The 15989-nt window shown below is 42.1% G+C and carries 13 protein-coding genes; 10 read left to right on the top strand and 3 right to left on the bottom strand.

Annotated features, from left to right (window positions below; genetic code table 11):
• The first annotated feature begins 27 nt into the window (after window positions 1-27).
• The 9 genes from ligA to PSU72_RS06720 all read left to right on the top strand — a co-directional run bounded on the left by ligA (window position 28) and on the right by PSU72_RS06720 (window position 7760).
• Window positions 28-2076: an NAD-dependent DNA ligase LigA gene (gene ligA, locus PSU72_RS06760; RefSeq protein WP_300431548.1), complete on the top strand. Its 2049-nt coding sequence runs from the start codon at window positions 28-30 to the stop codon at window positions 2074-2076.
• Window positions 2077-2084: 8 nt separating this feature from the next.
• Window positions 2085-2891, top strand: a complete 807-nt coding sequence (gene cysQ / locus PSU72_RS06755; RefSeq protein ID WP_300431547.1) for a 3'(2'),5'-bisphosphate nucleotidase CysQ — start codon at window positions 2085-2087, stop codon at window positions 2889-2891.
• Window positions 2892-2958: 67 nt separating this feature from the next.
• Complete coding sequence (locus tag PSU72_RS06750) at window positions 2959-3861, top strand: hypothetical protein (protein WP_300431546.1); 903 nt, start codon at window positions 2959-2961, stop codon at window positions 3859-3861.
• A 123-nt stretch (window positions 3862-3984) separates the two neighbouring features.
• Entirely contained in the window at window positions 3985-5031 is a 1047-nt protein-coding gene (gene msrP / locus PSU72_RS06745) for a protein-methionine-sulfoxide reductase catalytic subunit MsrP (RefSeq protein WP_300431545.1), read from the top strand.
• A gap of 19 nt (window positions 5032-5050) precedes the next feature.
• On the top strand, window positions 5051-5698 hold the full coding sequence (locus tag PSU72_RS06740) for a protein-methionine-sulfoxide reductase heme-binding subunit MsrQ (protein ID WP_300431544.1): 648 nt from the start codon (window positions 5051-5053) through the stop codon (window positions 5696-5698).
• A 79-nt stretch (window positions 5699-5777) separates the two neighbouring features.
• Window positions 5778-6296, top strand: coding sequence for a DoxX family protein (locus PSU72_RS06735; RefSeq protein ID WP_300431543.1), 519 nt, complete (start codon window positions 5778-5780; stop codon window positions 6294-6296).
• 179 nt (window positions 6297-6475) lie between these two features.
• The gene (locus tag PSU72_RS06730; RefSeq protein ID WP_300431542.1) at window positions 6476-6760 is read left to right on the top strand and encodes a hypothetical protein; all 285 of its coding nucleotides are present in this window, start codon (window positions 6476-6478) and stop codon (window positions 6758-6760) included.
• 9 nt (window positions 6761-6769) lie between these two features.
• Entirely contained in the window at window positions 6770-7195 is a 426-nt protein-coding gene (locus PSU72_RS06725; RefSeq protein ID WP_300431541.1) for a VC1465 family Xer recombination activation factor, read from the top strand.
• A 367-nt stretch (window positions 7196-7562) separates the two neighbouring features.
• Window positions 7563-7760, top strand: a complete 198-nt coding sequence (locus PSU72_RS06720; protein WP_300431540.1) for a hypothetical protein — start codon at window positions 7563-7565, stop codon at window positions 7758-7760.
• 176 nt (window positions 7761-7936) lie between these two features.
• Here PSU72_RS06720 and PSU72_RS06715 read toward each other — a convergent pair whose 3' ends face one another.
• On the bottom strand, window positions 7937-8935 hold the full coding sequence (locus tag PSU72_RS06715) for a hypothetical protein (protein ID WP_300431539.1): 999 nt from the start codon (window positions 8933-8935) through the stop codon (window positions 7937-7939).
• Window positions 8936-9319: 384 nt separating this feature from the next.
• On the opposite strand from PSU72_RS06715, the gene PSU72_RS06710 reads away from it, so the two are divergent.
• Window positions 9320-11539 carry a bifunctional (p)ppGpp synthetase/guanosine-3',5'-bis(diphosphate) 3'-pyrophosphohydrolase gene (locus tag PSU72_RS06710; protein ID WP_300431538.1) on the top strand — a complete coding sequence of 740 codons (2220 nt, stop codon included), beginning with the start codon at window positions 9320-9322 and terminating at the stop codon, window positions 11537-11539.
• A gap of 18 nt (window positions 11540-11557) precedes the next feature.
• Here the strand turns inward: PSU72_RS06710 and PSU72_RS06705 are convergent, their stop codons facing one another.
• Together PSU72_RS06705 and PSU72_RS06700 are read right to left on the bottom strand one after the other, a co-directional pair.
• Window positions 11558-12505 carry a response regulator transcription factor gene (locus PSU72_RS06705; protein WP_300431537.1) on the bottom strand — a complete coding sequence of 316 codons (948 nt, stop codon included), beginning with the start codon at window positions 12503-12505 and terminating at the stop codon, window positions 11558-11560.
• On the bottom strand, window positions 12498-15944 hold the full coding sequence (locus tag PSU72_RS06700) for an ATP-binding protein (protein ID WP_300431536.1): 3447 nt from the start codon (window positions 15942-15944) through the stop codon (window positions 12498-12500). Before PSU72_RS06700 ends, PSU72_RS06705 begins: the two co-directional genes overlap by 8 nt.
• Between the last annotated feature and the right edge of the window lie 45 nt (window positions 15945-15989).

The following is a 15989-nucleotide window of genomic DNA, read 5'->3' as shown; positions in this document are numbered from 1 at the left end:
TGCTAGACCGTTTATGTTAGAAAGCCGATGTTAGATCCTATGGCGCAGCCAGACCTATTTGGAAGTTTAGGGCAACCCAATCTGGTATTACGCTGCCAGCAGTTGCGTCAACTTATAGCACAATATGACCATGAGTATTATGTGCTTGATGCGCCATCTGTGCCTGATAGTGAATATGACCGCGTCTACCGTGAGTTGCAAGATATTGAACGGCAACACCCTGATTTAATCACCCCAGATTCGCCAACGCAGCGTGTCAGTGGCTCAGCAGTCAATGCATTTAATAGCATAACTCACCGACAATCCATGTTGTCGCTTAATAATGCATTTGAAGATAGTGAGTTAGAGGCTTTTGATAAACGTGTTCGCGAAGCATTGGGGCAAGAGCAGGTTGAGTATGCTGTTGAGCCAAAGTTTGATGGCTTGGCTATTACTTTAACTTATGAAAATGGCATTTTTACGCAAGGTGCAACCCGTGGCGATGGCTACACAGGTGAAGATGTCACTCATAATTTGCGCACCGTACGTTCAATTCCAATGCGGCTTAACTGCAAACACGCGCCTAAACTGTTAGAAGTCCGCGGCGAAGTACTGATGTTTAAGCGCGACTTTGAGAAACTTAATCAAGCGCAGTTGGCGAAAGGTGAAAAGTTGTTTGCCAATCCGCGAAATGCCGCAGCTGGTAGCCTTCGTCAATTAGATGCAAAAATTACCGCAACACGCCCACTGAGTTTCTTTGCTTATGGTTTGGGTGTCACAGACGGTGTAAAACCATTAACTAGTCACAGCATGGCGATGGATTATCTGGCGAACCTTTATTTCCCAGTTAGTGAAGTACGGCAATTAGTTAGCGGCGTAGCTGGCTTACGTGCTTACTATCAAAAAATTGGTCAGTTGCGTAACGAACTGCCGTTTGATATTGATGGCGTAGTCTATAAAGTCAATCAATTCAATCAACAAAATGAACTTGGTTTTGTGTCTCGCGCCCCCCGCTGGGCGATTGCACATAAGTTTCCAGCGCAAGAAGCATTAACAGTCGTTGAAGATATTAATGTGCAAGTAGGCCGTACTGGCGCTATTACACCAGTAGCAAGGCTGGCGCCCGTGTTTGTTGGTGGGGTCACTGTCACCAATGCCACATTGCACAACGAGGATGAAGTACGGCGTAAAGATGTACATATTGGCGATACCGTCAGCGTGCGTAGGGCAGGGGATGTAATCCCAGAAGTTGTTAGTGTCGTACTAGAAAGACGCCCTGCGGATGCACGTCGCTTTAAAATGCCAACAACATGCCCTGAATGTGGTTCACATATTCTAAAACAAGCAGATGAAGCCGTAGCCCGCTGTACGGGCGGCTTGTTTTGCCCTGCGCAACGCAAACAAGCAATTACGCACTTTGCATCACGGCGCGCAATGGACATTGAAGGATTGGGTGAAAAGTTAGTTGATCAACTAGTTGAAGCAGACTTAGTACATACCCTAGCTGATATATACCTACTCAATTTAGAGACATTAAGCAATCTAGATCGCATGGCGACTAAATCAGCGCAAAACATTTTAGATGCGCTAGATCACAGCAAAAAAACCACGCTAGCCCGCTTTATCTATGCGCTGGGTATGCGCAACGTGGGTGAAGCTACCGCTAAAGATTTAGCCAAGCACTTTGGCAACTTATCTGCACTCGTGCAAGCTGACACCGCATCGTTATTAACTGTGAATGATGTTGGACCAGTGGTTGCTGAGTCTATTAGTAATTTCTTAGGTGAACAGCATAATCAAGATGTCATTCGAGCGCTGCAGCACGCTGGCATCTCATGGCCTGAAACTGAAGGCAAGCAGCTTGCTACGGGGCATTTGCTTGATAAGACCTTTGTGCTCACCGGCACATTGCCAACTTTATCGCGCGATGCAGCAAAAGAAATGATAGAGGCGGTAGGCGGCAAGGTGAGCGGTAGCGTTTCCAAGAAAACAGATTTTGTCATTGCAGGCAGTGATGCAGGTAGTAAGTTAGATAAAGCGCAGGAGCTTGGTTTGGTCATACTGGATGAAGCTGGCTTGCTGGCTTTGCTGGCTTAAGATTGTTAATGAGCTACCATCAATATCTTGAGCAAGTCATTGATATCGCGAAAGCCGCCGGTGACGCCATCATGCAGGTATATTCAACAGATTTTAATGTCGTTAAAAAAGATGACAACTCACCGCTTACTCAGGCTGATTTAGCCGCGCATCAAGTGATTGTTCAGGCTTTAAGCAAGCTCACGCCAGATATTGCTATTCTTTCTGAAGAATCAGACACCATAGGTTTTGAAACGCGACGCCAGTGGCAACAATACTGGCTGATAGACCCTTTGGATGGCACGCGGGAGTTCGTCAAAAGAAATGGTGAATTTACCGTTAATATTGCCTTTATAGATCGCCATCAGCCTGTGCTTGGCGTCGTGTACGCCCCAGTGACTGGCTTGTTGTATTACGCCAGCCACGGCCATGGTGCTTATAAGCAGTTAGAAACAAATCACACTCAAAGTATCCATACTCGATTATTAAATCTAAAACAGCCAACTGTCGCAGTTAGTCGTTCGCACTCCAATGAAAAAATGCAGCAATTCATGCGCAATTTAGAAAGCGTCGCAGGTGTAGCGCCTGAACTAATTAGCATGGGCAGCTCTCTAAAAATCTGTTTAGTGGCTGAAGGTTTGGCGGACGTGTATCCAAGGTTAGGACCTACCTCAGAATGGGACACAGCAGCGGCACATTGCGTATTGCTGGAAGCGGGAGGCGATATAGTGGATATTTCTAATCATTCATTGCTTTATAACACCAAAGATTCTTTATTGAATCCTAGCTTTTTTGCTAAAGGTGATGGCGTTCATGACTGGTCAGTTTATTTATAACTTCTGTAAATCAGTCAAATAAAACCTGAATTAATTAGCGCGAATTAACTAGAAAGATAAACAACAAATGAAGTTACAAATTACTTTAAGTTCAATTTTTATCACATTGTTTTTAAATAATGTTTATGCAGAAAGTTCGGAAGTTTCTGCTTGCAAATCAGCTCTGAATAAAGGCGATGCTGTCACTGCCTTGAAGCAAGCTGAGAAAGCATTAAGCAACAATAATAAAGAGGTTGAGGCTTTCATTTGTCAGGGGCGCGCCTTGACTGCAACGACAAAATTTGACTTAGCGTTATCGTCTTTTAAACAAGCAAATAACTTATCAACCGACGTTTTTGACAAGACCATCGCCACTTTGCTGATAGGCCGCACTTATCACGCACTCAAACAAGATGATTCGGCGATAGCAAGTTTTCAGCAATCACTGGTAAATGCTAAAGCTGCCAGCAATCAAGCGTTTGAACGTGTTGCGCATAATTCAATGGGTGATGTTTATTTTGAAAGCAATCAGTATGCTCAAGCTTTATCTGAGTATATGGCGGGTACCAAGCTTGCCGCCAACGACAATGAACGTGGCGAAAGCTACGAAAAAGTTGCATCAACCCATCACAAATTGAATCAAAATGATTTGGCTGTTGAATACCAACTTAAAGCCTATTTAATGCACGATACCGCTGGAACTTTAGATCAATATGCCCACTCTAGCGTTGAGCTAGGCCGTTATTACGTGATTACCAAGAGTTACACCAGCGCTGAAAATATACTGAATAAAATCATCAAGTTCGCCAAAGAGCAGGGCGGCGCCTACTATGAAGCACAGGGCAGTTATGTGTTGGCGCAAGTTAAAGTTGCAAAAGGTGATATTGCAACAGCTAAAAGCCTGATTGAGAACGCAAAACTGATTGCTAAAAATACTAATGACAAGGCCTTGGATGCGGAGATAGATCAGGAAACCAAAGGTTTGTTTTAATTTCAAAGTAAAAAACAAAAAATTAGTTGAATATATTGTAAGGAAATCTATTCAGGGGAGACTAAGAGGCAACAGTAACATCTCATCAGTATTTTTTAATTGCACATTTAATTGAGAGCCGCCATGATTATTCAAAGAAAATCTGACATCATACCGTCTGAAATTACCCCTAAAACTGTTTTTGACAATCGCCGTGAGTTCATTCAAAAAGCGGGATTTGGCTTAATTGCTGGTGCGGCTGCAGGCTTATTAAGTAATCCACTTAAAGCCGCCACCGTAAGTTCTGGCACCACTGAGGGCGCAGGTCGATTAATAGGGCGTGCAAATGCCCCAGCTATTATTAAAGCGCCATCCTTTGGGGCTCATCAAAAAATCGCCAACTATGCTAAAACTACTTATGGCGCGGGCGAAAAGCTCACCGCTTATGAAGATGTCACGACCTACAATAACTATTATGAATTTGGTACAGATAAAAACGAACCTGCGATCAACTCAAAACTATTCAAACCGTATCCTTGGACAGTCAGTATCGAAGGTGAAGTTAAAAAGAATAAAACGATAAGTATTGAAGATATTTATAAACTAGCACCGCTAGAAGAGCGCATCTACCGCATGCGCTGCGTAGAGGGCTGGTCCATGGTGATTCCTTGGATAGGATTGCCTTTAGCGCAATTGATTAAATGGGCTGAGCCTAATTCTAATGCAAAATATGTGGAATTTATCTCTTTAGCCGATAAACAGCAAATGCCTGGTCAGAACCTTCAAGTGCTTGATTGGCCTTATGTAGAAGGCTTGCGTATGGATGAAGCGATGAATCCACTGACAATTATGGCAGTTGGTTTATATGGTGAACAATTACCTAATCAAAATGGTGCACCTATGCGCTTAGTGACCCCATGGAAATACGGCTTTAAAGGCGCCAAAGCGATTGTTAAGATTCGCTTCGTTGAAAAAATGCCAGTTTCAAGCTGGATGAAAGCAGGACCAAACGAATATGGTTTTTATGCCAATGTGAACCCGAATGTTGAGCACCCACGCTGGACTCAGTCTTCTGAAAAGCGCATTGGTGGCGGCTTGTTTGCTGGACGCATTAAAACACAGATGTTTAATGGTTATGCAGATCAAGTAGGGCAGATGTACGCTGGTATGGATTTACGTAAAAACTTTTAAGGTACTTAAGGTAATCACCATGTTAGCTTTTTTAAAAAACAATCCAACAAAGAAACAAATCACATGGATTAAGGCCTTTGTATTTACCGTATGCCTTATTCCATTAGTGCGCTTAATTTGGCTAGGCGTTGCAGATAACTTAAGTGCCAATCCAATCGAGTTTATCGAACGTTCAACTGGCTTCTGGGCACTATTTATGTTACTGGCAACACTCACATTAACGCCCATTCGCTTACTCACAGGACGAGCATGGCAAATACAAATGAGGCGTATGCTAGGCTTATTTATGTTCTTTTACGTGTGCTTACACATTATTACTTACTTGTGGCTAGACTTTGCATTCGATTGGCTAGACATCACTAAAGACATCGCCAAACATCCTCGCATTCTTGTTGGTTTTGCAGCGTTCGTATTAAGTGTTCCATTAGCCTTAACATCTACTAATAGCATGATGAAACGCTTACGTGAACGCTGGAAACAACTACATCAATTGGTCTATTTAATAGCTATTTTAGCCATAGTACATTTTTGGTGGCTAGTTAAGAAAGATATTCGAGAACCTCTTCTATATGCATGTATATTAATGGTTTTATTTGGCATTAGAATCTATTATAAATATATAAAAGTAGCCAAAGTAACTAGTAAAGTTCAGACAAACAGTCTTTAGTTTTAATTTTTTGTAAGTCATTTTAATTTTCCGCGACTAATGATTATAGAAACAAATAAACATTAACAAGGGACTTAAAATGAGTACAACAAACTTAATCTCCAGCGGTTTAAATTTATATAAAGCTGGTATCAACCAACTAAATAATCTAGCAGAAAGTGTACCTCAACTATTTTTAAGATTGCTACTGGCATGGGAATTTGGTGAGTCTGGCTTTGAAAAACTACACGGTACCAATTGGTTTGCAGATTTAGCTTTTCCATTTCCATTCAATTTATTACCACCGGATATTAGTTGGGGCATCTCAACATTTTTTGAGATTACTGGCGCGTTTGCGCTAGCATTTGGTTTTGCCACAAGATTTTTCTCAATATCGTTAATGATTCTCACCATAGTTGCAATCTCAGCCGTGCATTGGCCTGAACATGTAAGCAACTTAAGCGAGCTACTCAAAGGTTACAGAATCGTTGACGAAGATGGCGACGGATTTGGTAACTACAAATTACCACTTATTTACCTAATGATGTTTTTACCATTGCTGTTTGGTGGCGCAGGTAAGTTGAGTGTAGATCATCTAATTAAGAATAAATTTAATTAGACTTTAAGTATCAGTTATCAGAATAGTGGTGACTGATACTTAAATTAGATAATCTATTATTACATTTAATTTTACATAATATACATTATACGAAGTAAAGATATAATCGCTTCGGAATAGTAATCGGCGGATTAGCAAGTCCCCTCGCGGGTTTTCACCATTTATCAGGAGATATACAAATGGTGAACTTGTCACAAGATTTGGTGCAACTAGATTTGACACAGGAGCAGCTCAAACTATGTTTGATTGCGATTGATGTCTTCAATGGTCTTATAAATAATCCAGTTTTACAAGCCCCTTTAATTAATTCTATTCAACACGCGGAAAAATTCTTTGGCTTTTCTTTCGATACTCACGCTGCGATATCTGATCTAAGTAAGTTTTCAGATGTTTGTATTGGACTGACTTGTGACAAGCTCTTTGAGAAATATGAAGAACTTGAATCACTAGAATCATTGCATTAGGTGCTTATTATGCCTAAATACAAACCGAAGCGATTTTACCCACCTCTGGCTGAAGATTTTATTTTAGCAAGGCGTATGGCTTGCTTAAGCCAAAAAAACGTCGCAGAGCTTCTACATGTCAGCCCAAAAACTGTTGATAATTGGGAAGCTGGTAAAACTACCATTCCTTATGCGTCTTTTAAGTTACTACGTGTTTTAACTAATTACGAATTGCCTGGTAAAGAATGGGAAGGTTGGTCTATTCGGGGCGGCTCAATCTACAACCCTACTGGTCGTCAATTCAGAGCACATGAGTTGCTCTATATTCAAAACATGTTCCAAATGGCGCGTATATGGATTGCAGAAAGAGAAAAAGCTCGTGAGTTGGCAAAGCAAGTAAAAAGGGTGCCTATCGAGCGTCTGCATTTGAGAGTCATTCAAGGGGGTATGCGTTGATGTTAGCTCCCTACTTTCTCTGTGAAACGCTCCAGCGTTGGCAACATGGCGTAGCCATGCTGTTGCCTTGCGAAGCAATCACACTCATTAATATATTTGTTTGTGCGCCCTCCTCTGTAGACTGCATTTGTGAATTTACAAGAGTCGCCAATAGGACTTTTTTATTAACTCATGGGCTACCTTAAGACAAACCGCAGAGGCGCGCCAGCGCCTCAAGCGGTTTGGCTGAAGGTGTGTCCCTTAATTTATATTACGGACACATTGTAAACGAACAAGCAACCATGCGGGTTACGGACACTATTCAACAGCTAAATGTAATGACACTGTACATACATTGTCATTACAAACTACATTTTTAAGGGTTTTTATGACTAAATCTAAAACTTCGATAATACAAATTCGTATTGAACCAGAGTTGATTGAGCGTTATCAAAAATATGCGCAATCTGAAGGTTTTCATTTGTCAGTTGCATTGCGTAGGGATATGAAGCTACGTTGTGAGCAATACGAAGCATTTTTACTTAGGCAAGAGGTCGAATTACAGCGTCGTTTGAATGCTAAATGATTATGCAAGTTACACCTGCACAAGTGGCAAAACGCTTATCTATTAACGTAGAGTTCGCCAGCTGCTAACTAATGGGCGCATGTCTGGAAAAAAACTTGAGAATGGTCGTTGGTTGATTAATTGGCCGCTACAAATTACTTCTAGAAAGCGTGGACCGGGTATGCTGAAATTTCCAACTAAATTGAACTAGAGTCTCTCTGCTTTAGGGCTGTATTTTTGAATTGTTTATATATTTGATTACCTAAACCTGTAAGGTTAACAATTTTTTCCAATGTAGATAAGTCAGTTGTAATTCTAGCAAGACCACTTTCTACTAAGGAATCTAATGTATTTCGAGAGGAAATCATTGAAAAATCTTTTACAGTGACTGAGCTTTTGACAGCGGTGACCTCACCGATTAATGAAATTCCTTTTAGCTCCTCGTTTGATAGGTTATTAATTAGCTCGGAAATTTGTTTTTTAGTTATTGTTATTCGCCTGATCTTAGGTGAATCATCTATTGATACCTCTTTAAACGTTTGAATATCTTTAGCTAGCTTTTCCATTTCTATTGTTTCACTTTTAGCTAATGGTTTATTAGATTCGTTTTGAGACTTTTCTGATTCTGATTTTATACGTTCATCTTCCGCTAATTTTTGAGACGCTATAAGCTTTTCTAGGCTTTCTAATTGAGTTCTTAGTTGGTTTTCTGTTACTTCAGCTCTTTCAATGCGTGAGGTTAAATCCTTTTCTGCCACAGAGTATTGAAGGTAGATTTTTTGAACGTCTTTTTGGCTGTATACAATTTTCCCTTCAGATAATACTCGCGCGTTTCTAATCTTTACCTTGCGGTCTAAAGTAAATCTAGTGATGTAATAATCTGCAAATGGATAAATAAAGGTATAGAAACATGCTGCCATGAAAGGTAATGCAAAAGCATTTAATAAAATCACTACGTCCACATAGGGAACACTTAAGCTTGATTTTACTAATGTTGAATTTATTAAGCTTAATTTGTTTTCTATTGAAAAACTATCAGAAACATCTGTGAAAGTAATTATCGCAACTTTGTAATTGAATATAATCCATGAAACAAAAAATGAAAATATAAACGGACTTGAGAACCTTTCTGTAATTAGTTCTTTTGCGGATGTGAATGTTTCAGTAAGAAAGTTATTATCTTCAGAGCTAGCCAAAAATTTCTCCCTATATATATTTTTATTGATTCTTCGGAATAGTTTCGGTATCTTACCCTCAACGGTTCGGAAAATCTTTCCTAACCGTTAAATAACATATTTATTTTTTACATAACGTAAATATGGTGGGAACCCGCGCCCTTGCCCAGTCCGTTCTATACATTATACGAAGTAAAGATATAATCACTTCGGAATAGTCCTGCGTATTAGCTACTCTCCACGCAGCATTTTCCATTTATTTTGAAATGCGTAAATAATTAATCCATAAATGGTGAGGACTTAACAAAACTTAGTGATGCTGACTTGTTATAAGTTTGCGCAGACTTTAGTAATCTGTCTAACATTTAAGCTGTATATGCTGGCACCTTGATGCGATAATATTTCATGGTTTCTATTCACAACACAAATTCTGTTTTACTAGCATCAAAGGAGAGCGATGTTTCTTCTTGGATTGAGTCTTTATCGAAGCGTTTCTCGACCACTGATGTTGAGTTAATTCGTCTTGCCTGCGATCTAGTTACCCCGCTCTATGCTGGTTGTACTGAGCTGACAGGTACGCCACTATTGCAGCATGCTCTGGGAGCGGCGACCATCCTCATCGACATGAACATGGATGTGGAAACCATTGCCGCAACGATACTACATGCTGTGCCAGAGAGCCTCGTTGATTGGCATAGAGCGCTGGAAACTCAATTCGGTGCCAATATTGTTGGCTTGGTTGAAGGTATTTCACGTATGGAGCAAATTCAAGCATTCAGCGAGATTGAAGGCCTGCATGACCCTGACTTGAAAAATGGTGACCACGCGCAGCAGGTAGAGAGCTTGCGCAAAATGTTGTTGGCAATGGTGCAAGACATCCGCGTCGTACTGATTAAACTGGCTGAACGCACGCATACTTTGCGCTGCTTATCTGGAGCTAGCCCTAGCCAGCAGAAGCGAATTGCACAGGAGAGCAAGGGAATTTTTGCGCCGCTGGCCAACCGTCTTGGTGTGTGGCAGATTAAATGGGAGTTGGAAGACCTCTCGCTACGTTATCTAGAGCCTCAACTCTACAAAGAAGTGGCGAAAATGTTGGATGAGCGACGCGTCGACCGAGAGCAATACATCATTGATGTTGTGAACCAACTAAAATATGAACTGAGCCATGCAGAAATCAAAGGGGAAGTGACTGGGCGCCCCAAGCACATTTATAGCATCATCAATAAGATGAAAAGTAAGCGCCTTGATTTCAACGAGCTTTATGATGTGCGTGCGGTGCGGATTCTGGTCGACGATATTAAAGACTGTTACACCGTGCTTGGTCTGATTCATAACCTATGGCAGCCTATCCCTGGTGAGTTTGACGATTATATCGCGCGCCCTAAGAGCAACAACTACCGTTCTTTGCATACTGCCGTTAGCGGACCACGCGGATTGGCGCTGGAAGTTCAGATTCGCACTGTTGAGATGCATCAGCATTCCGAACTGGGCGTTGCAGCCCACTGGCGTTATAAGGAAGGCGGTAAATCAGACGCTAAATTCGACGAGAAAGTCGCTTGGTTGCGCCAGATATTGGCATGGAAAGACGAAGTTGCCGACAGCGGCGACTTATTAGAACAATTCAAGAGCGAACTGTTCCAAGACAAAGTCTACGTAATAACGCCACAAGGCAAGGTGATTGATTTACCCACAGGCGCCACCCCTATTGATTTCGCTTATACATTGCATACTGATTTAGGCCATCGGACGCGCGGCGCGAAGGTAGATGGAAGCATCGTGCCTCTCAACACGAAGCTACAAAACGGTCAGCGCGTAGAGATTCTAACGTCAAAACATGGTTCACCTAGCCGCGATTGGCTCAATGCTACGCTTGGTTTCTTGCAAAGTCCGGGCGCTCGCGCCAAGGTTAGGCACTGGTTCAAATATCAGCATTTCGAAGAAAATATAGCGCAGGGTCGTGCCAAGTTGGATCGCGAGTTGCACCGTGCCGGCGTAGGAGCCATCAATCAAGAAAAAATAGCGCAGAAACTACAATTTCAGAAACTTGAAGATTTTCTGGCTGCCATTGGGCGCGGAAATATCAGCGAGCATCAAATTGCCCTCGCTATTCAGGGTGAGGCGGCTCCAAAACCTGAGCAAACGGACACACCAATCGCTCCCAGACGCATTTCAAATGTAAAATCTCAGACTGAGGTCGTGATTGAAGGTATTGGTAACTTGCAAACCAGCACAGCCAAATGCTGCAAACCTATGCCTCAGGATGTCATTGTTGGCTACCTCACGCGCGACCATGGGGTAACGATTCATCGTAAGGCATGTACATTTATCGCACGATTACCAGAGGAACGGCACGATCGCGTGCTCAATGCCCAGTGGGGTAACTCTCAGAGTGTCCGCTCGGACGTGGATATCGAAGTGGAAGCACATGACCGTCAAGGCCTGCTTCGAGACATCAGCGACCTATTTGCTCGTGAAAAAATCAACGCCACCAAGGCCAACACAATGAGTAGGAATCATCTGGCGTTAATGCAGTTTTCGATCGAGATCTCTGATTTGGAACAACTAAGCCGCCTACTGGGCTTGATACAGCAGGTGCCAAATGTTATCGCAGCACGGCGGCGATAATCTATGGTTTGATTTTGATTACTTTATAGTACGAATTTTGCTAGAGGCTAATGCCGCCGCCGCAGTTCTTGTTTCTACGCCTAACTTAACAAACACATGCTCTAAGTGTTTATTGACGGTGCGTGGGCTGGAGCCAAGAATGTCACCAATATCGCGGCTGGTTTTACCTTTGGTGGCCCAGTACAAAACTTCTGACTCTCGGCTGGTTAACTTAAATATTGTCATCAATGCCTCTATCTGAGCAGCATCAGACTCTTCTCGCAGCAAAATTACCCACTGTTCACTATCGTTAAGTTCTGCTGGAACAAAGTTCAAACGCCCTCTTGGTAAAACAATCGTCAAGAGTGGTATGTCAGCTTGCGTTTCTCGAGCGAGTGATACTTTTTCAATCCAAGATAATACTTGTGGCGGCGTTTTGGATTGAAAATGCGCATAGTGCTCTGGAAAATATCGCTGCATCCACTCTCTTGCTAGCGGCGTTTGCCATACAACCTTGCCATTACTTGGCGTAATGGCAATAGCAGCCTGACCAAATGCATCTAAGGCCCCACGCGCCTGACTCATTAATCGCGAAGTTTGCATGTGTGCATCAATTCTTGCGAGTACCTCTATTGCACGTATAGGCTTCGTAATATAATCCGTCCCCCCCGCCTGAAACGCTGCAACCACATGCTCAGACTCAGTGAGCCCGGTCATAAAAATGATTGGAATATGACGAGTATTAATATCTGCTTTTAGCTTTCTGCAGACCTCAAAACCATCCATGCCAGGCATGATAGCATCGAGCAATATAATGCCAGGTTGCGCTTCTATCGCTGCCACTAGGGCGGCTTCGCCGTTATTAGCGACTAATACAGTAAACCCTGATTCATCTAATGCATCGTGTAACACCGCTAAGTTATCGGGCACATCATCGACGATGAGCACAATAGGCGCACCGTCTCTGCTTGGCTTAAGGTTACTCATAAGTGTTAATCTCTTCCACAAATTTCTTCATGGCAGCTAACTGGAACTGTTGCGCAAACTTTCTCATCGCAATAGCAAATACTTTATATTCGACATCTAAACTCTCTATTTCATCTATTTTTTTAGAAATACCCCGAACATACCCTATTTTCATTAACGCTAACAACTCATCTAGATAGATTTTAGGTGGTGCAACCAATACAGGCGTAGAGTTTGGCTCTTCGACAGGCAATAGCTGATTTTCTGACGCGGTAATCCATTCTAAATTAAGTTGTTTACCTAGCCAATCTAACAACTCAGATAGCTCTACAGGTTTTAATATAAAGTCTTCGGCACCTATGCCTGCAGTATTCTCTAAACCTTTATCGAAAGCATTGGCCGATACAATACCAATTGGCACATCAGACTGCCGTACTTTACGTATGACATAACTTGCTTCCCAGCCATCCATCATAGGCATTGCAAGATCCATTAAAATCAGATCAGGGTTAAATGTTGTGTGTTGTTCAAGGCACTCTAGTCCGTTGGCGGCTTCGGCCATTTCAAACCCTAGCGGCTGGAGCAGAGTAACTAACATTTCTCTATCAATATACTCATTATCTACCACCAGTATTTTCTTTCTTGCGCCAACATAGCCAATACGTTGGGCGGCTAATACTGCTTCTATTTCTTGAGTTTGGTGTATTTGTGGTAAAAATAACTTAATTTTAAATATGGTACCTTTCCCTACCACGCTGTTCACACTGATTTCACCGCCCATTAATTGCGTTAACAACTTACTGATAGTGAGGCCTAAACCCGTGCCGCCTATTCTATCGTTGGCAGCTGCGCTACCTCTTGCGAACGGTTCAAATACAGTATCAATTTCATCGGTTTGTATGCCAGGGCCAGTATCTTCAATCTCAATTTGCACAAGTTCACGTGCATATTGCACCCGAAATACCACGCCGCCATGTTGAGTAAACTTGACGGCGTTACCCAAAATATTAATGAGTATTTGGCTTAAGCGTTTTTGGTCAGCACGCACCATTTTTGGCAGCTCGCTTGTCACTTCATAGGCAAAATTAATACCTTTGTTACGCGCTTGCAATTCAAACATACTGACTATTTGCTTAATAAACTCTGGAAATCTTAACGGTTTGATATCAAAAGTGAGTTTGCCGCCTTCAATACGGGCAATATCTAATGTACCTTCAATGAGTGATAGCAAATGTTCGCCGCTACGACGTATCACACGTATCGCTTGTAAACGACTATCTGGAATAGACGTATCGTTATCTAACAATTGCGCATAGCCTAAAATGCTATTGAGTGGCGTACGAAGTTCGTGGCTAATACCGGTAATGTAGCGACTTTTAGCTTGGTTAGCTTGATCTGCAACCTGTCGTGCAAGTTGAAGCTCAGCATCGGTTTTTTGGTGCAGCTCTATTTCACGTTGCAATAAACCTGTCTGACGGTTAGATTCTTCTTGTGCTACTCGTCTGCTTTGACCAGTCAATACCAACCACCAAGCAATAATGGCGCTTGCAAACACAAGTGCGGAAAATATCTTCAGATAGCCAGAACGTAATTGTGGCAATAAGCTAGCAGCGGTTTGCGCCAGCACTTGGCTTTCATGGTAATAAATTAGCCATAGCAAGGTAGCTAAAAAAGTTAAGGTAATACTCATCAAAAGTAAGTAGGCACTTAAACCAGAGTTCAGATAGGTCCAAAGCGTTTTAGGTAATACTTTCTTTAGGGTAGCTTCCCATTGGGTAGAAAATTTGGCATCAGGCTTGCAAGCATCATTACAACGTGCATCTAGGCAACAGCATAGTGAACAAATATAGCCTTGATATGCTGGGCAATGCGCCATATCTGGCGTTTCATATTCGCGCTCACAAACGGTGCATTTAGCGATACGCGTCGTTGGGCTAAAGACAATTGGTTTGCGCGCAATATAGTATTTACCCTTGGTAAGCCAAGCAATTATTGGAGACGCAATCAAGGCGGTAAATAATGCGATAAAAGCAGAGAATGCTTGAGGTACAACGCCAAAAACACCTGAAAACGCAGTGATAGAAAACAACGAAGCCAGCAACATAGCACCCACGCCCACAGGGTTAATGTCGTATAAATAAGCGCGTCTAAATTCAATGCCCTTCGGGCTTAAGCCAAGTGGCTTATTGATGACTAAATCAGCCACGACAGCAGCAATCCATGCAATAGCGATGTTTGAATATAAAGCCAATACCTGCTCTAATGCTTTAAATACATCTAACTCCATTAATACGATTGCGATACTGGCATTAAAAACCACCCAAACCACGCGCCCTGGATGGCTATGTGTTAACCGAGCAAAAAAATTAGACCATGCAAGTGAACCTGCATAAGCATTGGTCATATTTATTTTGACTTGGGAAATCACAACAAATAACGCAGTCATACCTAAAGCTAATTCTTTTGAGCTAAATAAATACTGATAACCCACTAAATACATTTGTGTAGGATTAGTTGCCTGTAAAAATGACATGTCACTTTGAATCACCAGATAAGCCAGTAAAACACCTGCTGACATTTTTATCATGCCTACAAATACCCAACCAGGTCCAGCCGTCAGCACGCCTAAATTCCATCGCCAACGATTTTCAGGTGTTTTTTCAGGCATAAAGCGAAGAAAGTCTACCTGCTCACCAATTTGGGGAATTAAGGCCACCCCTACCGCAGTTGCAGCACCAAAAAGAAGCAGATTAAACTCACCGCGCTCGCCAGATGCACCTGCAAAGAGCATCATGCGAGAGATTACTTCTGGATCTTGATAAAGGATTGCAATAAAAGGCATGCACATGAGTATCAGCCAAATAGGCTGTGTGAACATCTGAATTCGATTGATTAATGTAACGCCGTGAATCACAAAAGGAATGACGACCAGTGCGCTAACTAAGTATCCGAGGTAAAGAGGTAAATGAAAATATAGCTCTAGTGCATAAGCCATAATGGCGGCTTCTAATGCAAATAAAATAAACGTGAAAGAGGCGTAAATAAAAGATGAAATGGTGGAGCCAATGTAGCCAAAACTAGCGCCACGGGTGAGTAAATCCATGTCTAGGCCATATTTAGCCGCATAAAAGCTAATAGGTAGCGCGGTCAAAAATATAATGACACCCACAGCTAAAATCGCCCACAGCGCATTTACTGCGCCGTAATTAACCGCGATAGTGCCACCAACGGCCTCTAAGACCAGAAAAGAAATGGCGCTTAAAGCGGTATTTGAAACGCGAAAAATTGACCACTTACGAAATGATCGAGGTGTAAAGCGAAGGGCAAAATCCTCTATCGATTCATTCGCCACCCATGTGTTGTAGTCCCGGCGTATTTTAATGATGCGCTGCGTTGGCTTGGCATTTTCTGGCGGCGCCAATGACAAATTATTAGGGTTCAATTCAACATCCGATTGCATCAATATTCATAAAGTATATTGTTGTAAGCAACAAACATACCTTGG

It is taken from the genome of Methylotenera sp. (genome assembly GCF_029945535.1).
Classification (GTDB): domain Bacteria; phylum Pseudomonadota; class Gammaproteobacteria; order Burkholderiales; family Methylophilaceae; genus Methylotenera.
This window is presented reverse-complemented; position numbering and strand designations above follow the sequence as displayed.